Source organism: Leisingera sp. ANG59 (assembly GCF_013317235.1).
Classification (GTDB): domain Bacteria; phylum Pseudomonadota; class Alphaproteobacteria; order Rhodobacterales; family Rhodobacteraceae; genus Leisingera.
Window position 1 is genome coordinate 156984 of record NZ_WLCM01000004.1, and the last position, 17856, is coordinate 174839.

Genomic DNA, 17856 nt, shown 5'->3' on the forward strand with positions numbered 1-17856 from the left:
TATGGCTGGACATGAAACCCACTACACCCTGCCGCGCGCCGAGTTCGACAAGCCTGTGAAGCTGCTGATCGTTGTGGCGCCGTACTACAAGGACATAGCAGACAACCTGGTCGCAGGCGCCGCGGCGGAGATTGAAGCCGCAGGCGGCACCTTCGAGATCGTCGAAGTGCCCGGTGCGCTGGAAGTGCCGACTGCAATTGCGATTGCCGACCGCACCTCCAACTTTGACGGCTACGTGGCGCTGGGCTGCGTGATCCGCGGCGAGACCACCCATTATGACACCGTCTGCAACGACAGCTCCCGCGCGATCCAGCTGATGGGGCTGCAGGGCCTGTGCATCGGCAACGGCATCCTGACCGTGGAAAACCGCAAGCAGGCAGAGGTGCGCGCCGATACCGCTGACCAGAACAAAGGCGGCGGTGCGGCGGCTGCGGCCTTGCATCTGATCGCGCTCACGCGTAAGTGGGGCGCCCAGACCAAAGGCATCGGCTTCAAGGCGCCCGCAGGGGCGTATCAGGTCGCCGGTTCAGACAACGGATCCACCAGCGCATGAGCACCCAGGACAGCCGCCCCAAGGGCAACGGCAAGAATCAGATGAGATCGGCAGCGCGGCTTTATGCCGTGCAGGCGCTGTTCCAGATGGAGCACAGCGGCCTCACCTTCGACAAGGTGATCGTCGAGTTTGAGGATCACCGTTTCGGCGCTGTCTACGAGGGTGACGAGATGGCGGAAGGCGATACTGCCGTCTTCCGCAAGCTGGTGCGTGAGGCCGTGAACCACCAGGCACGGATCGACCAGATGACCGACCGTGCCCTGGTGGCGAAATGGCCGATTGCCCGCATCGACCCGACCCTGCGGGCGCTGTTCCGCGCCGCCGGTGCAGAGCTGACCCAGTCCGACACCCCGCCCAAGGTGGTGATCAACGAGTTTGTCGACATCGCCCGCGCCTTCTTCCCCGAAGGCAAGGAGCCGAAGTTCGTCAACGCCGTGCTCGACCACATGGCGCGCGAGGCCCGGCCGGAAGCATTCTGAGCCGCCATTTGCCGCTGAATTGAGCTGAAAAAAGGCGCGCCTCCGGGCGCGCTTTTTTGTGCCGCTGTCAAGGCGGGCGATGGGTGCGGCAAATTCCGCTCATCCCTTCCGGAACCGCTGGACGCCGCCGCAAAGGCTGATAACCTCTTCTTGCTTATCTGGAGGACTCAGATGCCTGAACTGGTGAAAATGTACATCCGCAACGTGGTGATCGGCTTTGGGATCGCTGCCGCCTTTGTGGCAATGCTCCTGTGGATCAACGTGATGAACCTCTGGGCGCTGGTCTCCGCCTCTGACGTGGGGCTGCTGGCGGTGTTCCTGTTGTGGTTCATGAACGGCATCGTCTTTGCCGGCGTGCAGTTCGCCTGGGCAGTGATGGCCATGGCCGAAAAGGATGACGGCCCCCGCCGCGGCACCCCGGCGGCGCATGAATTCCAGCCGGTGCGCGTCCCGGCGGAGGAAACCTCCCAGCGGCAGCGCCAGCTGAACCGCCGCCGCTGATCCGCGCAATTGCTGAATATCCGCCGCGCTTTCCCACCGGAAGGCGCGGTTTTCATTTGCGGGGAGGGGAGGAAGCGGCGGGACCACCAGTCAACCGTGCGGCTTTGATTCCCGAGGACCTGTATATACAGGTGGGCGCCAGGTAAACGGACCAGGATCCGGACAGAGCCAGCTCCCTCGGAATTGCTTAAGGCCACCGGAATGCTGCCTGTCACGAGAAGGGCAGAACCCGCCAAGCCCGTAAGTAAGCTGCCGGGCGCGCCGTTACAAGGGGGCTGCGGCTGTCTTCACGCGTTTCGCTGCAAAAGCGCAGGATTGCAATTTGTTCCCCAATTGTTCACATTCATCGGCATGATGGAAGATCTGCAGCCTGGCCAGAAACTTGCCCGCGGGGTGTCGCGCTACCTGCGCTCTCTGGGCTATGCGCCGCTGGAGGAATTCGTGCCCGCCCGCGGTTTGCGGGTGGACGTGATGGCGCTGGGCCCCAAAGGGGAGCTGTGGGTGGTCGAGTGCAAGTCCAGCCGCGCCGATTACCAGTCTGACAGCAAATGGGAGGGCTATCTGGAGTGGTGCGACCGCTATTTCTGGGCGGTGGACATCGATTTCCCCACCGAAATGCTGCCCGGCGGCACCGGTCTGATCATTGCCGATCCCTATGATGCGGAAATCATCCGCATGGCACCGGAGGACAAGCTGGCGCCGGCCCGGCGCAAGAAGCTGGTCCAAAAGTTCGCCATGGACGCCGCCCGCCGCCTGCAAACCCTGCGCGATCCGCGCCCGGGCAAGGATGGTCTGCTGCTGGGCGGACCTGCTGAGGAGCAGCCGGACTGGTGATCCGGCGAGGTTCCCGCGCCCGCAGAGGCCTTGGCTACGCCGGCGCCACCTGGCAGCCTAGGGCCGGGCAGCGCACCTGCGGTGCGCTGCAGGCGGCTCTGCCGGTTCAGGCCGTTGCATTCAGCGCGGCCGGCTGGTGCAGCAGCGCAATAGGGGCGTTCCGGCCGGTCGCTACGCCGATGGCGCCGCCTTGGGAAACGTTGGTGAAAGTGATGCTTCCGCCGGTGTCGAACGTCAGCGTCAGCGTGTCGCCGTCGCGGGTGGAGCTGTAGGCGGAGGCGCCCATCTCGCGCAGCTGCACGACGGCGTTTGCGCCTTCCTTCAGTTCGACGGTGTCATGACCGTCGCCGAGGCTGTACTGCAGCGCCACGGTGCCGCCCTGGAGGATGAAGCGGTCGTCGCCGCTGCCGCCCCGTGCGGCCAGAGTCTCACCCACCTGCAGGGTGATCTGGTCGTCCCCGCTGCCGCCGCTGACCTGGGCGTAGCTGCTGAGTGCCTGGCGCATCTTCTCCGCCGCTGGGGCGTCGGTATTGTAAACTGGTGCGGCGCCTTCGTTCGGGCCGCGCAAGGCGCGCTGAGCCGCGACCGAGATTACGTCGTTGCCGGCACCGCCGCGGATCCGCGATACCAGGGTGGCCGCAACTGCGATACTGTCATCGCCTGCTCCGGCACGGACACCGCGCAGCGTGCCTGCCTGGATTGCAATCGCGTCATTGCCGCCGCCGGTGCTGATGTTGCTGGCATGGCGGGCGCGAATCGACACCGAATCCGCATTGGAAAACTGTTCTTGCCTGCGCGCTTGGCCCGGCGCATGCTGGTGCCCAAGCGCAAGGCCCTGCATGCGGTTGAGCCGGCGGCCATAACCGAAGCCGGGGCCTTCGAAGGGGCGGGCGGCCATGCGGTCAGTGTGAACGCCCTGCACGATGCGCCCTTCCAGCGCCACCGCATCGGCACCGTCACCAGTGGCCACTTGGCGGATCACATTGGCGCGCAGCTCAACCGTGTCATCGCCGGCGGTTCCCACCGTGTCCGTTCCAGTTGCGGGGATGTCTTGCCGCGGAGTCTGCGGCTGCTCTGCCGCCGGCTGCACGGGGGCGTCCGGCTGCTTTTCCGGTAGGCCGGTCAGCAGGATCAGCGCCACAGAATGCTCCGGCCAGGGCTGGGAGGCCAGGGTGTGCAGCGCCTTTGCCATCTCGAATATGCGCTTCTCATAATAGGAGGCTTCCGGACCGGCGGCACTGGCCTGGGTCACTTCCAGCGGCGGCAGAACCTCTGCGGCAGGGCTTTCCGCAGGGGCAGGGGACGGCTGCAAGGTGACTGATGCTTCCGGGGCGGTTTGCTCCGCCGGCGTGCCGGATTGCGGCGGCGCATCCGGCATGGGCGCAGCGGGTGTGCCACCCAGTTTCACCACCGCATTCTGGACCTGCGGATTTTCCCACCCGTGGGCGGCGGGCGGCAGGCCTTCCGGTCCGCGGCGGCCCTGGCCGCCGAACAGGGAATTGGCTTGCTGCTGCAATTCATCGGCACTCAGGCCGAGGGCCGGATTGATCCCGCCCAGGGAAGCGCGCGCGCCGCTGGTCACAGCGGCCAGTTGCGCCGAATAGAAAAAGGGGGTGGCTGTGCTGCTCGTCAGGTTCACCATAGTACTCGCTCCGATAACTGGCTGAGCACAAAGGTGAGCCTTGGGGCTTTCGATAGATATAATAGCTAAAAATGCAGTTTCGAAAATTCGTCTGAAAACAGAGGCGGATTTTCTGAGAGCTGATCTTACTTGACGGTACGGGCCGCCTGCGCTGCAGCCCGCAGTTCGTCGGCGATTTCCTCTGCCTCTTCCGGGTCAAAGTCCATCGGGATTTCGACACCGTCCGCCTCGATGAAAATCCGTACCATGCCTTGATCGGTCGGGCCGATCTGCATGTTTGCTTCCACGTCGCGTTCGGTATTGATGCCCATCTTGCACTCCACTGGCAGTCGGCCGCTTGAATGCCGGTGCTAGCCCGCCGCAGGCTGAAACGCAAGCCGGGTTTGCGCTACACTGCCTGCATGATGGAAGTAACGCTGCGCCGATTCGCCCCGACCGACATGCAATGGCTGGTGGCGCGCCACCAGGATCTCTATTCCCGCGAGGCTGGGTTCGACGGCAGTTTCGGCCCTCTGGTCGCGGATATACTGCACAGCTTCTGTGCCACCCATGATCCGGCGTGCGAGCGCGGCTGGATGGCAGTCAGCGGCAAGGAGCGGCTGGGCACGGTATTCTGCATGAAGAAGGATGCGGAGACAGCGCAGCTGCGGCTGTTCCTGCTGACGCCAAAGGCGCGCGGCAAGGGGCTGGGCAAGCGGCTTTTGCGGGAATGCATGGAGTTTGCCCGAGCTGCCGGTTACTGCGGCATGATGCTGAAGACCCATGAAAGCCACCGCACCGCCTGCGCCCTTTATCGCGCTTTCGGCTGGCAGTTGCAGGACAGCCGCCCTGTGCGTAATTACGGCCAGGATCTGGTGGAGCAGACCTGGCATCTTTCGTTTCAGGACGCTGTAACCTGATTAGAGGGGCGGCGGGTTTCTGGAGCAAATGCAAGCGGTTGCGGATTGCGCTCTGCACTGTTCCGTTTGTTTTGCGGAGGTCTTGGCCGGGCGTGCTCCCGGGTGGCGGTTTTCTGAAACGGAAAGGTGAAAAACCTCTTGCACGCCTCCGGAGCGTGCTATAAATGCCCCCTCAGTGCCGCCTTAGCTCAGTTGGTTAGAGCGCTGGATTGTGGATCCAGAGGTCCCCCGTTCAAGCCGGGGAGGCGGTACCACCTACTCATTCTACCTGCCAGATTTTCCGCGTCGGCAAGTGGCAGCCCAGCCGCCAGTTCGTGGTGTCTTTGCCTTTGCAGGCTGCGGTTCTGGGCGGCAGTCTGCTCTAAGCTCAACGGTCCGCCGCATGAAAATGCGGCGGACCGTTGTGATTTGGCCGGAGTTAATCCGTCCGTGCTGCCGCTGGCGGCGCCGCAGGATCAGTCTGTCGTAGTTGTTGTCGTGGTGGTTCCATCGTCATCAGCAACCACAATCACGAGCAGGGCTCCACCGACAACGGCGGCCGTTGCTCCGGCAGACAGGCCGGTTTCCGGCAGGCCGCCGGCAGTGGCTTGCGCCACCGTTTCGGCACCTGGTGCCCGGCAGGTAACCTGGAGCGAGCCATTGGGAAGATAGCCGGCGGACACCGGTACTCCGGCACCGCAAGCCAGCCGCCGCTTGGCTTCGTCCAGCGCCGGATTTGCCTGGGCCAGGGCTGCCTGGCTTGCAAGGGTCAGCGGAACCAGCAGTGAGGCCGCGCGCAAGATACTGGTATACATGGTAAAACAACCTTATGCTTTGAGATGGGTAAAGGGTAACCGGCAGCCGGAAATCGGGCAATACGGCGAAATAGCAGCATGTGTGCTCCGGCGGGATGCTGCTCAGATGCGCCGCTCAATAAGCGGGTTTCAGACTGTAATGAGGGTAATGATATGTTCCAGACAGCCATAAGGATCTTGATCGCGGGGGGCTCAAGTCTAGCACTGGCCGCCGCGCCCGCGCTGGCTCAGGCCCCGGGCGGGCTTCTCTACACGGTAGTGGTGCCAGCCGGCGAATTCGGTTCTGCAGCTTTTCTGACAGAGCTTTTAGGTACATTGGCAGCTGCCAAGGCCTTTTGCCGTTCGACCGGCGAATTGTCGCTGCAGGTGGACTGCTTGTCCGAACGTTTGGAGGCCGCGGCGGACGGCATTCCCAAAGGCACAGACTACGAAGAAGTGCGGGGCGTCCTGCAGGACACCTCTCAGCAACTGAAACGGCTGGCCCGCCAAAACAGGGACCCGAACCGGGGGCGGGTGACGGTCACCAGTTCCACAGATCCGGCGCAAAGAACAAACCGGCCGCTTAATCCGGTCAGTGCTGCGGCGCAGGCTGCGGTCAATCAGGAAGCCGCACGGATCCTCGAAGATGCGGCCACTGTGCTCTTGCGCAGTGCAGAAGCGGCGCAGGAAAGGCAGACGCAATATGCACAGATCGCCGCGGCTATCGACTCCAACAAGGTTCTGCTCAGGTCCTGACCAGCCGGATTACTCGGCGATCTGAATTTCCTGGCGCAGATCACCGGTCTCGCGGTCAAAGATCAGGATGCGGTTGTCTTGGCTGACAATGGCAATCCAGTCGCGCCCCAGGGTCACCGCTTCGGCCTCAACTCCGTCAGGCAGGGCGATTTCAGCAGGCAGCGGCGTGTCGCTTGCTTGCAGGCGGATGACAAGCAGAGAGATTATCACTACAAGCCCGCCAATCATCACCACGGTCAGCGTGGTCACCAGCCGCCGCAGGAACCGGATCTGCGGCGGTTCCTGTTGGATTTCTGTCTCGGAAGGATCAGTCATGGGCAGCCGCCGGATTGAGTTTGTCATTGCGGAAAACCCGCCTAAGCGGCTTGATAAAGCGGTTTCGCGCGATGTGCCAGAGGAGGCATCGCTGTCGCGCACCCGGCTGGCCCGGCTGATCGAGGAGGGCGCGCTGACGGTAGACGGCGCGGTCGTGCAGGACCCCAAGGCCAGGATCACCGAGGGCGCACAGATTGCCATCCAGGTGGAGGAGGCCGGGGACAGCCATATCGGCCCGGAGGACCTCCCGCTGGAGATCGTGTTCGAAGACGATGACCTCATTGTCATCAACAAGCCTGCGGGCATGGTGGTGCACCCGGCGCCGGGCTCGCCCTCAGGCACGCTGGTCAACGCGTTGCTGCATCACTTCGGCGGCAACCTGTCAGGCGTCGGCGGGGTCAAGCGCCCTGGCATCGTGCACCGTATCGACAAGGAAACATCGGGTCTCCTGGTGGTCGCAAAATCCGACGCCGCCCACCAGGGGCTGGCCGCGCAGTTCGAGAAGCACACGGTGGAGCGCTATTATCAGGCGATCTGCTACGGCGTGCCGGATGGCAACGATCCCCGCCTGCGCGGGGTCAAGGGCGCCAGCTTCGAGCCTGGCAATATCCTCAAGCTCACCACCCAGCTGGCCCGCCACAAGACCGACCGGCAGCGGCAAGCGGTGCTGTTTCAGGGCGGCCGCCACGCGGTGACCCGGGCGCGCATCGTCGAACGTTTCGGCACCCCGCCCAGCCTGGCGCTGATCGAATGCTGGCTGGAAACCGGCCGTACCCATCAGATACGAGTACATATGGCCCATGCTGGCCACGGGCTGGTCGGCGATCCCACCTATGGCGGCCGCCGCAAACTGGCTGCCAAGGCGCTGGGCGATGCTGGTCAGGCGGCGGTGCAGGCCTTCCCGCGCCAGGCGCTGCATGCCGCGGTTCTTGGGTTTGATCATCCAGTGACAGGCGAAGCCCTCAGGTTCGAGGCTCCGCTGCCCGCGGATATGGCCGAACTGCTGGACGCTTTGCGCCAGTAAACTGACAGCAAATAAGCGTGTTCCGTCCTGTGATGCAATTCACAGACAAAAAGACTCGGGCTAACATAGAAGAATTCCTTAAGCGGTCCTTGAAAAGGTCTTAGCGCTAACACATATGCGCTGATGTTAAGTCCTTATACATTTTGGGAGGGACACTTTATATGGCGAATTATGCAAACCTGCCTGCCCCGACACCCGAAGGCGGCCTGAACCGGTATCTCCAGGAAATCCGCAAGTTTCCGCTGCTGGAGCCGGAAGAGGAATACATGCTGGCCAAGCGCTGGGTCGAGGAACAGGATGCGGCCTCTGCGCACAAGATGGTGACGTCCCATCTGCGGCTCGCGGCCAAGATCGCCATGGGCTACCGCGGCTACGGCCTGCCGCAGGCCGAAGTGATCTCCGAGGCCAACGTCGGCTTGATGCAGGCGGTGAAGCGTTTTGATCCAGAAAAGGGGTTCCGCCTGGCAACCTACGCCATGTGGTGGATCCGGGCCTCGATCCAGGAATACATCCTGCGCTCTTGGTCGCTGGTGAAGCTTGGCACCACCTCGGCGCAGAAGAAGCTTTTCTTCAACCTGCGCAAGGCCAAGGCCCGCATCGGCGCGCTGGAGGAGGGCGACCTGCGCCCCGAGAATGTCGCGCAGATTGCTCACGACCTTGGCGTGACCGAGGATGAGGTGATCTCGATGAACCGCCGTATGTCCGGCGGCGATGCCTCGCTGAATGCCACCGTCGGCTCCGAGGGCGAAGGAACCATGCAGTGGCAGGACTGGCTGGAGGACGAAGATGCCGACCAGGCCGGCGACTATGAAGCCCGCGATGAACTGGAAGCCCGCCGCGAGCTGCTGGCCGAGGCGCTGGATGTACTGAACGACCGCGAGAAGGACATCTTGACCCAGCGCCGCCTGATGGATCAGGCGGTGACGCTGGAAGAGCTGAGCACGCAGTACAACGTCAGCCGCGAACGGATCCGTCAGATCGAGGTGCGCGCGTTCGAGAAGCTGCAGAAGAAAATGCGCGATCTGGCGATGGAAAAGGGCATGCTGAACAGCGTCTGATCTATCATCAGCGCGAAGGTTGGAAAGGCGGTGCACTGCACCGCCTTTTTTCGTCAACAGACAATGACGCTGGCTTTACGGCAGCGGTTCTGCCGTAATGTTTCGCGCGCGAAACATTTGGTCAGACGTGCTGACCTACAGGGCTGGCGGATGCTGGCATGACACCCTGTCTGGCACGGGCCTGGCGGTAAGCTGGGTGCGAGGCTGAATGGGAGGGCTGGCAGAATTGCTGGCTGATTGGTCTAGGCGCGGCTGGCTGAAATCACTCCGGTTGCTGGCGAAGCTTGCTATCTGACTGCCCTGACGGGTGGCTAGAGCGCTGGCTGCTTGCGGCCTGGTGATTCTGGCTTGCTTGCAATTTCTGTATTCTATGTAGCTGGCCGGGGCAGGGCGGTCAATGGAAAATGCAATAAAATCAGATAGTTGATAGATTTACTCGGAAATTCGCGGCGGCGGGCACTGGTCAGACCGCGCAAGCGCCCCTAAAATTCATGTGCTTTGGTGATGGAGGAGACCCCATGGCAGGCGGCTGGGCGCAGGACGGCGCGGTGAATGAGCAGATCGAAGCCTCGATCAACGACGAACTGGCGCGGCTGAAGGCGCAGAAACGTCCGGTGGGCGAGAGCTTGACCCACTGTGCTGAATGCGAGGAGCCGATCCCGGAAAAACGTCGCGTTGCCCTTCCCGGCGTCAAGCTCTGCATCGACTGCCAGCAGGAACGCGACGGCATCCACCAGGCACGCGGCGGTATAAACCGGCGCGGCTCCAAGGACAGTCAGCTGAAATAGGGCGGTCGCGGTCAGTCGTGCTGGAAGCCCCGGCGCAGGATGTGCTGCGGCCCGGCGACGCCATGCGGGTATATGCTGCGGGTGTCGGTGAAGCCGCCTTTCAGGTAGCAGCGGATTGCGGCCGGGTTTTGCAGGTTCACAGTCAGCACCACAGCGTTGCGATCGGGATGCAGCTCGGCCAGATAGGCGGGCAGGGCGGTCACCGCGGCGGTGGCCATGCCGCGGCCCTGAATCCTGTGGTCGATCATGAACGCGCGCAGGCCTAGCTCATCCTGGCGGGCGAATTCATAGGTTTCATGATACAGACGGTCGATTTTGAAGAAGCCAACGACGCTGGAGCCGTCGAGGATGGCATGGAAATCCACACCATCCTCCTGTTCCTGAAAGGCCTGCGCGACGGTGCCGGAGAAGCGGACCTGATCCGGTTCCACGTGGATATGGGCGACCAGATCAAATTCCTCGCGGGCCACAGGGCGCAGGGTAAGGTCTAGGGCTCCGCCCGTTCGCGGGAGAAACGCTCCACAGGAGCGTTTCCGGGACACCCGCTCACTCCTCCATCGCCTCCAGCTCATCAATGAAGCCGGAGATCATGGACAGGCCCTTGTCCCAGAACTTGGGGTCGGTAGCGTCGAGGCCGAAGGGCGCCAGAAGTTCCTTGTGGTGCTTGGAACCGCCCGCCTTCAGCATCTCGAAATACTTGTCCTCGAAGCCTTCGGCACCCGAGGCGTAGACCGAGTAAAGCGCGTTCACCAGGCCGTCGCCGAAGGCATAGGCGTAGACGTAGAAGGGCGAGTGCACGAAGTGCGGGATGTAGGCCCAGAAGGTCTCGTAACCGTCCATGTATTCAAAGGCTTCGCCCAAGGATTCCGCCTGCACCGACATCCAGATGGCGTTGATGTCATCCGGCGTCAGTTCACCCGAGGCGCGGGCGGCGTGCAGTTTGCATTCGAAGTCATAGAAGGCGATCTGGCGGACCACCGTGTTGATCATGTCCTCAACCTTGCCCGCCAGAAGCACCTTGCGCTGCTCCTTGGTTTCGGCCTTGTCCAGCATCTTGCGGAAGGTCAGCATTTCGCCAAAGACAGACGCGGTTTCCGCCAGTGTCAGCGGGGTGGAGGAGAGCATCTCGCCCTGTTCCGCCGCCAGCACCTGGTGCACGCCGTGGCCCAGCTCATGCGCCAGGGTCATCACGTCGCGCGGCTTGCCCAGGTAGTTGAGCATCACATAGGGGTGCACGTTGGTGACGGTCGGATGGGCAAAGGCGCCGGGCGCCTTGCCCGGTTTCACGCCCGCGTCGATCCAGCCGTCCGAGAAGAACGGTGCCGCGATCTCGCCCATGCGGGGATCAAAGGCGTTGTAGGCCTCCATCACGGTCCTTTCAGCCTCTTCCCAGCCAATGGTGCGGGTGTCTTCCAGCGGCAGCGGCGCGTTGCGGTCCCAGACCTGCATCACATCCAGCCCCAGCCATTTGCGCTTCAGCTCGTAGTAGCGGTGGCTGAGCTTGGGGTAGGCGGCAACCACCGCCTCGCGCAGGGCCTCGACGACCTCGGGCTCGACGTCGTTGGACAGGTGGCGGCCGGTCTGCGGGCTGGGCATGCCGCGCCAGCGGTCGATGATTTCCTTTTCCTTGGCCTGGGTGTTGTGAACACGGGCAAAAGTCTTGATGTTCTCAGCAAAGACGCGGGCCAGTTCTCGGGCGGCGGCCTCGCGTTTGCTGCGGTCCTGTTCGGTCAGCAGGTTCAAGGTGCCTTCGATGTTCAGCTCTTCGCCGTTCACGGTGAAGGTGAGGCCGGCGATAGTCTCGTCGAACAGCTTCTCCCAGGCGTCGCCGACGATGCCGAGATCGTGCATGAATTTCTCCAGCTCGTCCGACAGCTGGTAAGGCTTCATTGCGCGGATGCGGCGGAACACGCTGTCATAGCGCGCCAATTCCGCGTTGGCGGCCAGATGCGCGTCCATCACACTGTTTTCGATGCGGTTCAGCTCCAGCGTGAAGAACACCAGCGGAGTTGTGGCAATGGTCACCTTTTCCTGGCAGTCGGACAGGAAGGCGGCACGGTCCGCGTCGGTGGTCAGCTGATAGTAGCGCAGGCCCGCGAAGGACATGAGGCGCCCGGCGATGTTGTTGATCTTCTCGTTGCGCTGCACGCAGGTCAGCAGCCCGTCTGCATCCAGATCCGTTAGCTTGCCCTCGTAATCGGCGGCAAAGGCGGCGCATTCCTGCTCCAGCCACTCCAGGTCGCGGGCCAGTTCAGGGGCGTCCTCGGAGGTGTAGAGGTCGCTGAGGTCCCATTCCGGCAGGTCGCCGAGGCCGCCGGAACCGGCAGAGGCGTTTGCGTCGCGGACGGGGAAGGGAAGCTGGAACATGGGGGCTCCTGTCATGAGAAATGCATTGACCCAACATCTAAGGGCGGGCATGCGGGATCACAAGCAGCCGGATGCCGGGCCGCAAGAGAATGGCATATTCAGGTAAGGAGCACGTAAACGGGGCGTACGCAGCCCGGGCAACGGGGGTTAGCGGCTGTACTGATCAAACAAGCGGCACATGCGGGAAAACACATGGGCGCGGATTTTCGGAGTTTCCATCATAACCTCGTGCTGGGCCCCCTTGATCAGGTCCAGTTCACCGCCGGGCCAGCGGTCCATGCGGCTGCGGATCGCTGCCGGGCTGACGATCTGTTCATCGGTGCCGAGGAAGGTGATGCAGGGCAGGGCGGGGGAGGGCATCTGTTCCAGTTCCGAGCATTCCTCCAGGCTGACCCGCAGCCATTGGATGGTGGGGCCTCCCAGCGCCAGATCTGGCTGTGCGGACAGTTGGGCGTGCATCAGCTTGTACATCTCGGGATCGGTGGTCAGCGTGTTGCCCTCGAACGGGGTAATCTGCACGTATTGCTCCAACGCGGTGGTCGGCAGCAGCCGTTCGTCCAAGCGCAGCAGCGGTGCGATACCGCCAAGTGCGTGAACGAGCGGGCGTAGCAGCGGCGGGATCTGGATACCCCACATCGGGCCGGTGAAGGCGCAGGAATTGACCTCCAGCCCTTCGATCAGCGCCCGCAGGCCGATGGCGCCGCCCATCGAATGGCCAACCAGGTGCCAGGGCCGGGGCAGATCCAATTGCGCGGCCAGTGCGGCCAGCGCCTGCACGTCTTTCTGGAAGTCGGTGAAATGGCCGACATGGCCCAGCCGGCGTTCGGCCAGCATCCGTCCCGCAAGCCCCTGGCCGCGCCAGTCCACGGTCAGCGTGGCATAGCCCCGGGCGGCGAACTCAGCCGCGGCAGGGCCGTATTTCTCTATGTATTCCGTGCGTCCGGGGAACAGCAGGACCGTGCCCTTTGCCTTCCCTTCAGGACGCCAGTGGCCCGCACGGATGCGCAGGCCATCGCAGGTGTGCACCCAGTGGGCTTCCCCGCCTGCCGGTCCCTGCGCGATTTCCGCAAACAGGGGGGCAGGCTGGAGGTCCACCTGGGTGCCGTCCATCAGGCGAGCGCCGAGGCGAGCTGCATTGCCGTGCCCATGTCGCCGTCAATGGTCAGCTTGCCGGACATGAAGGCCGCGGTGGGGTTCAGGTCGCCCTCCAGGATCGACTGGAAAGTGTCGGCATCCGCGCTCATGGTGACATCGGCCTCTTCGTCGGCGACGCGGGCACCGGAGCTGTCCAGCATGATGGCGCCCAGGCCTTCGATCTGGAACTTGGCGGTGGACGCGAACTCGCCTGCATCCAGTTTGCCGTTCAGGGCCTCAGCCGCCTGCTCAAGGGTAACGCTCATCTTGATCCTCAATCTGTTGGGCGCGTGTATAGCACAAACCTGTGAAGCCATAGCAGCTAATACTGGTAAATGCAGCGCGCAGGATTACACTGGGGGCATCATGGTGGCAAATTTCCCAAAGCTCAAAGCTATCGTGGCGGCAACGGCGGCTGCAATCACGCTGGGCCTGCCCGCGGTTTGCGCGGCACAGCAGCTTTCCGCAGATGTGCTGCTGCAGGATCTGGCGCAGTCCGAAGCGTCAGAGGCGGCGGCGATCGACCGCGAACTGCAGGCGCTGTGGGCCAAGAGCGGCTCTCCGGCGATGGACCTGCTGCTGCGGCGCGGGCGCGACGCGATGGAACGCGGTGACCTGCAGGAGGCGGTGGAGCATCTGACCGCGCTGACAGATCATGCACCGGAGTTCGCCCGCGGCTGGTACGAGCGCGCGCGGGTTTATTTCGAAATCGGGCTTTACGGGCCGTCGATTGCGGATCTGGAGCGGTCACTTGCGCTGAATCCCCAGGACTACAACGCGATCTATGCGCTGGGCGTGGTGTTTGAGCAGTTCCGCCAGCCGGAGCGCGCCTATCAGGCCTACCAGCGCGCCAAGACTATACATCCGCACCACGAGGAAGTAAGCAGCGCCCTCGAACGTCTGAAGCCCTCGATCGAGGGCAGGGAACTGTAAGCCCCTTTGGGGCGCGGGGGCTGAAGATATGGCAAGCGCATCACGGATCGTGGCCGTCCTGGGCCCGACCAATACCGGTAAAACCCATTACGCCATCGAGCGGATGCTGGGCTACCGCACCGGGGTGGTGGGGTTCCCGCTGCGCCTGCTGGCGCGCGAGGTCTATGACAAGGTGGTGGCAGCGCGCGGGCCGTCGGTGGTTGCGCTGGTCACCGGCGAGGAGCGGATCGTGCCGCCGCGGGCGCAGTACTGGATCTGCACGGTGGAGGCGATGCCGGAGGGCATGGGCTGTGACTTCCTGGCCATTGACGAGATCCAGCTCTGCGCCGACCCGGAGCGCGGCCATGTGTTCACTGACCGGCTGCTGCGCGCCCGCGGCACTCATGAGACGCTTTTCTTGGGCGCTGACACCATGCGCGGGCCGATCTCCACCCTGGTGCCGGGCGTTGAGTTCGTCCGGCGCGAGCGGATGTCCGATCTGGCCTATGCGGGTTCGAAAAAGATAAGCCGGATGCCGCCCCGGACCGCAATCGTCGGGTTTTCGGTTGATAATGTCTATGCCATTGCCGAACTGATCCGCCGCCAGAAGGGCGGTGCGGCAGTGGTGATGGGGGCGCTGAGCCCGCGGACACGCAACGCGCAGGTGGAGCTTTATCAGAATGGCGAGGTCGACTATCTGGTCGCCACCGATGCCATCGGCATGGGCCTCAACCTCGACATCGACCATGTGGCGTTCTCCTCCACCGTCAAGTTCGACGGCCGCCGGATGCGTCCCTTGGCTCCCAATGAGCTGGCGCAGATCGCAGGCCGCGCGGGCCGCGGCATGAGCCACGGCACCTTCGGTGTCACCGGCGGCGCACGGCCGCTGGATGAGGGCACCGCCTCGGCGATCATGAACCATCAATTCACACCGCTGAAGAAACTGAACTGGCGGTCTGCGGACTTGCAGTTCGGCACCGTTGAGGCGCTGATCAACGCACTCGAATCAAGCCCGTCGAACGAGCACCTGACCAAGGCGCGCGAGGCGGATGATCTGGGGGCGCTGAAAATGCTGTCGCGGGAATCCGCCGTTATTGCCCGCACCACCAACGCGCAATCGGTGAAACTGCTGTGGGATGTCTGCCGGATTCCGGATTTCCGCGGCATCAGCCACGCCGAACATGCCTCGCTTCTAGGGGTGATTTTCGAGCATCTGCACGGCGGCGGGGTGGTGCCGGACGACTGGATGGCCCGCCAGATAAAGCGGATTGACCGCACCGACGGAAACATCGACACATTGTCCAAACGTCTGGCATTTATCCGGACGTGGACATATGTCGCGCAGCGGAATGGCTGGCTGCGTGACGAAAGCCATTGGCGCGGGGAGACGCGCGCTGTAGAAGACAGGTTGTCGGATGCTCTGCACGAGCGTTTGACTCAGCGATTTGTGGACCGGCGCACGTCTGTGCTGTTGCGGCGGCTCAAACAGAAGGAGGCCCTTTTGGCCGAAGTGAATGACAAGGGTGAAGTGACGGTCGAAGGCGAATTCGTCGGCCGTCTGGAGGGGTTCCGGTTCAGCCCGGACAAAGCTGCGCAAGGCACTGAGGCGAAGGCCCTCAAGGCGGCATCGCTGCAGGCTTTGGCGCCGCAATTCCATCTGCGTGCGGACCGGTTCTATAACGCGCCCGACACCGAGATCGATTTTACCGAGCAGGGCGGCCTGATGTGGGGCGAGCATGCGGTGGGCAAGCTGGTTGCCGGCGCCGACGCGCTGAACCCGCAGATCGAGGTTTTTGTGGATGAGGCCGCAGGACCGGATGTCGCCCAGAAGGTCGAACGCCGCCTGCTGCATTTCATCACCCGCAAGATCAATGCGCTGTTCGAGCCGCTGTTGAACCTGCAGAAGGACGAAGAGCTGACCGGCCTGGCGCGCGGCTTTGCCTTCCGCATGGTCGAAAACCTTGGCGTGCTGCCGCGTGCAGGCGTGGCGCAAGAGGTCAAGGACCTGGACCAGGACGCCCGGGGCGCGCTGCGCAAGCATGGCATCCGGTTCGGCCAGTTCACCATTTTCATGCCGCTTCTGCTGAAGCCCGCGCCGACCCGCCTGCGCTTGGTGCTATGGTCGCTGGCCAACGGTCTGCAGGACTTCCCCGAGGCACCGCCCCCGGGTCTGGTCACCGTGCCCTCCATCAAGGACGCGCCCGAAGGCTATGACACCATGTCCGGCTACCGCGCCGCCGGCGAGCGGATGATCCGGATCGACATGCTGGAGCGCCTGGCCGATATGCTGCGCAGCGAAGACAGCCGCGGCGGCTTTGAAGCCAAGGCCGACATGCTGTCGATCACCGGCATGACGCTGGAGCAGTTCGCTGACCTGATGCAGGGCCTGGGCTATAAGGCCGAGAAGGGCGAGCGGCAGAAGGTGAAGGCGGCGGAAGCGAAGCCCGCAGAGGCGGCTGAAGAGGCGCCCGTTGCGGAAGAGGCCGCTGCAGAAGCGCCTGCGGCAGAAGCATCGGAAACACCGGTAGAAGAATCTGCTGGCGAAGCTCCTGCAGCCGAGGTCGCGCCCGCGGCACAGGCCGAGGAAGCCGAAGCCGAAGCGGCTGCTGATGCAGAACCCGAGGTCGAGGTCTTCTTTACCTTCACCTGGGGCGGCAACCGCGGCGGACGCCAAGGCGGCGGCCAGCGCCAGCAGAACCGCCGTCCGCAGGGCGAAGGCAAGCCTGGCGGCAAGGGCAAGCCGCGTGGCGCCAAGGGCGGCGACCGCGGCAAGCCGGGACGCAAGGGCGGCCCGCGCCAGGATCAGGGAGCCAAGACCTACTCCTCGCGTCCTGCCAAGAAGGAAAAGCAGATCGACCCGGACAACCCCTTTGCCGCAGCGCTGATGGGGCTGAAGCAGGGCGATTGATCCTGCCATGGCCGAAGGGGCGCCGAAAATCCGCATCGACAAGTGGCTGTGGCATGCGCGGTTTTTCAAAACCCGCAGCCTGGCCGCCAAACAGGTCAGCGCGGGCCATGTGCGCCTCAACGGCACCAAGGCACTGAAACCGGCTCAGAACGTCGCCCCGGGGGATGTTCTGACCTTCGCGCAAGGCAAAGTGATCCGCGTGGTGCGAGTGGAGGCCATCGGCGAACGCCGCGGCCCGGCCCCGGAGGCCCAGGCGCTGTACTTCGACATGACGGAAAAGCAGGAAAAAGTTCCGGCCAATCCAAAGTTCGAGGGAAAAGGCCGCCCGGACAAAAAAGCCCGCAGGGCGCTTGATCTTACCCGCAAGCCCGAGGGCTTTTGACGCCTTGAAGTGCAGCCGCGTCTGGATTAGCTAGGCGCAAACGGAAAACAGGACTCGGTACAATGACCTATGTCGTGACGGAAAACTGCATCGCCTGCAAATACACCGACTGCGTCGAGGTATGCCCGGTGGACTGTTTCTACGAGGGTGAGAACACGCTGGTCATTCACCCGGACGAATGCATCGACTGCGGCGTCTGCGAACCGGAATGCCCGGCGGACGCAATCCGCCCGGATACCGAGCCGGATATGGATAAATGGGTCGAGTTCAACCGCAAATATGCCGAGCTGTGGCCGGTGATCGTGTCCAAGAAGGATCCGATGCCGGGCTACGAGGAGCGCGACGGCGAAGAGGGCAAGATGGAGAAGTATTTCTCCGAGGCGCCCGGCGAAGGCGGCTGATTCCCTGCCGCACGCGGTGATGCCGCATTTGTGCGGAAAACCGCCGTATTGCTTCGGATTTTCACGGAGCCTTGCCAGCAGGCCGCCTTTCGGGCGGCCCTTTTTTATGATATACTTAGCGGACAATAGA

21 protein-coding genes and 1 tRNA gene are annotated in these 17856 nt (G+C 63.3%); 14 read left to right on the forward strand and 8 right to left on the reverse strand.

Going from position 1 to position 17856, the window contains the following annotated elements; genetic code table 11:
- Position 1 precedes the first annotated feature (1 nt).
- The 4 genes from GKC28_RS05115 (at position 2) to GKC28_RS05130 (ending at position 2367) form a co-directional block, all read left to right on the forward strand.
- Positions 2–553, forward strand: a complete 552-nt coding sequence (locus tag GKC28_RS05115; RefSeq protein ID WP_174145655.1) for a 6,7-dimethyl-8-ribityllumazine synthase — start codon at positions 2–4, stop codon at positions 551–553.
- The gene (nusB, locus tag GKC28_RS05120) at positions 550–1032 is read left to right on the forward strand and encodes a transcription antitermination factor NusB (protein ID WP_065269835.1); all 483 of its coding nucleotides are present in this window, start codon (positions 550–552) and stop codon (positions 1030–1032) included. The genes GKC28_RS05115 and nusB overlap by 4 nt, the downstream gene beginning before the upstream one ends.
- Positions 1033–1203: 171 nt before the next feature.
- On the forward strand, positions 1204–1533 hold the full coding sequence (locus GKC28_RS05125; protein ID WP_174145656.1) for a hypothetical protein: 330 nt from the start codon (positions 1204–1206) through the stop codon (positions 1531–1533).
- Positions 1534–1884: 351 nt separating this feature from the next.
- Entirely contained in the window at positions 1885–2367 is a 483-nt protein-coding gene (locus tag GKC28_RS05130; protein ID WP_174146053.1) for an MmcB family DNA repair protein, read from the forward strand.
- Between the two features lie 106 nt (positions 2368–2473).
- Here GKC28_RS05130 and GKC28_RS05135 read toward each other — a convergent pair whose 3' ends face one another.
- Positions 2474–4009, reverse strand: a complete 1536-nt coding sequence (locus GKC28_RS05135) for a hypothetical protein (RefSeq protein WP_174145658.1) — start codon at positions 4007–4009, stop codon at positions 2474–2476.
- A 125-nt stretch (positions 4010–4134) separates the two neighbouring features.
- Positions 4135–4320, reverse strand: coding sequence for a DUF6324 family protein (locus GKC28_RS05140; protein WP_065269838.1), 186 nt, complete (start codon positions 4318–4320; stop codon positions 4135–4137).
- A gap of 90 nt (positions 4321–4410) precedes the next feature.
- Between GKC28_RS05140 and GKC28_RS05145 the strand changes: the two genes are divergently transcribed.
- Together GKC28_RS05145 and GKC28_RS05150 are read left to right on the forward strand one after the other, a co-directional pair.
- Positions 4411–4908 (forward strand): GNAT family N-acetyltransferase, encoded by a 498-nt coding sequence (locus GKC28_RS05145; protein ID WP_174146054.1) that lies wholly within the window; start codon positions 4411–4413, stop codon positions 4906–4908.
- Between the two features lie 177 nt (positions 4909–5085).
- Positions 5086–5162, forward strand: a tRNA-His gene (locus GKC28_RS05150).
- 201 nt (positions 5163–5363) lie between these two features.
- On the opposite strand, the gene GKC28_RS05155 is transcribed toward GKC28_RS05150, so the two are convergent.
- Positions 5364–5702 (reverse strand): hypothetical protein, encoded by a 339-nt coding sequence (locus GKC28_RS05155; RefSeq protein ID WP_174145660.1) that lies wholly within the window; start codon positions 5700–5702, stop codon positions 5364–5366.
- 153 nt (positions 5703–5855) lie between these two features.
- On the opposite strand from GKC28_RS05155, the gene GKC28_RS05160 reads away from it, so the two are divergent.
- A complete protein-coding gene (locus GKC28_RS05160; RefSeq protein ID WP_174145661.1) occupies positions 5856–6437 on the forward strand; it encodes a hypothetical protein in 582 nt (193 codons plus the stop codon).
- Between the two features lie 9 nt (positions 6438–6446).
- Here GKC28_RS05160 and GKC28_RS05165 read toward each other — a convergent pair whose 3' ends face one another.
- Positions 6447–6752 (reverse strand): DUF6476 family protein, encoded by a 306-nt coding sequence (locus GKC28_RS05165; RefSeq protein ID WP_174145663.1) that lies wholly within the window; start codon positions 6750–6752, stop codon positions 6447–6449.
- Here GKC28_RS05165 and GKC28_RS05170 point away from each other — a divergent pair.
- From GKC28_RS05170 to GKC28_RS05180, 3 genes are all read left to right on the forward strand, one after another.
- A complete protein-coding gene (locus GKC28_RS05170) occupies positions 6751–7776 on the forward strand; it encodes an RluA family pseudouridine synthase (protein WP_174145665.1) in 1026 nt (341 codons plus the stop codon). The two genes, GKC28_RS05165 and GKC28_RS05170, sit on opposite strands and share 2 nt — an antisense overlap.
- Before the next feature lie 161 nt (positions 7777–7937).
- A complete protein-coding gene (gene rpoH, locus GKC28_RS05175) occupies positions 7938–8834 on the forward strand; it encodes an RNA polymerase sigma factor RpoH (RefSeq protein WP_174145667.1) in 897 nt (298 codons plus the stop codon).
- 518 nt (positions 8835–9352) lie between these two features.
- Entirely contained in the window at positions 9353–9622 is a 270-nt protein-coding gene (locus GKC28_RS05180; RefSeq protein ID WP_174145669.1) for a DksA/TraR family C4-type zinc finger protein, read from the forward strand.
- 11 nt (positions 9623–9633) lie between these two features.
- Here GKC28_RS05180 and GKC28_RS05185 read toward each other — a convergent pair whose 3' ends face one another.
- From GKC28_RS05185 to GKC28_RS05200, 4 genes are all read right to left on the reverse strand, one after another.
- Positions 9634–10194, reverse strand: a complete 561-nt coding sequence (locus tag GKC28_RS05185; protein WP_174145671.1) for a GNAT family N-acetyltransferase — start codon at positions 10192–10194, stop codon at positions 9634–9636.
- Entirely contained in the window at positions 10169–11989 is a 1821-nt protein-coding gene (locus tag GKC28_RS05190) for a M3 family oligoendopeptidase (protein WP_174145673.1), read from the reverse strand. Before GKC28_RS05190 ends, GKC28_RS05185 begins: the two co-directional genes overlap by 26 nt.
- 147 nt (positions 11990–12136) lie before the next feature.
- Positions 12137–13099 (reverse strand): alpha/beta hydrolase, encoded by a 963-nt coding sequence (locus tag GKC28_RS05195; protein ID WP_174145675.1) that lies wholly within the window; start codon positions 13097–13099, stop codon positions 12137–12139.
- Positions 13099–13389 (reverse strand): SCP2 sterol-binding domain-containing protein, encoded by a 291-nt coding sequence (locus tag GKC28_RS05200; protein WP_174145677.1) that lies wholly within the window; start codon positions 13387–13389, stop codon positions 13099–13101. Before GKC28_RS05200 ends, GKC28_RS05195 begins: the two co-directional genes overlap by 1 nt.
- A 100-nt stretch (positions 13390–13489) precedes the next feature.
- On the opposite strand from GKC28_RS05200, the gene GKC28_RS05205 reads away from it, so the two are divergent.
- From GKC28_RS05205 to fdxA, 4 genes are all read left to right on the forward strand, one after another.
- The gene (locus GKC28_RS05205; protein ID WP_174145679.1) at positions 13490–14056 is read left to right on the forward strand and encodes a tetratricopeptide repeat protein; all 567 of its coding nucleotides are present in this window, start codon (positions 13490–13492) and stop codon (positions 14054–14056) included.
- Positions 14057–14084: 28 nt separating this feature from the next.
- The gene (locus GKC28_RS05210; RefSeq protein WP_174145681.1) at positions 14085–16943 is read left to right on the forward strand and encodes a helicase-related protein; all 2859 of its coding nucleotides are present in this window, start codon (positions 14085–14087) and stop codon (positions 16941–16943) included.
- A 7-nt stretch (positions 16944–16950) separates the two neighbouring features.
- Positions 16951–17325, forward strand: coding sequence for an RNA-binding S4 domain-containing protein (locus GKC28_RS05215; RefSeq protein WP_174145683.1), 375 nt, complete (start codon positions 16951–16953; stop codon positions 17323–17325).
- Positions 17326–17387: 62 nt separating this feature from the next.
- Positions 17388–17726, forward strand: a complete 339-nt coding sequence (fdxA, locus tag GKC28_RS05220) for a ferredoxin FdxA (protein WP_019294695.1) — start codon at positions 17388–17390, stop codon at positions 17724–17726.
- The last annotated feature ends 130 nt before the right edge of the window (positions 17727–17856 follow it).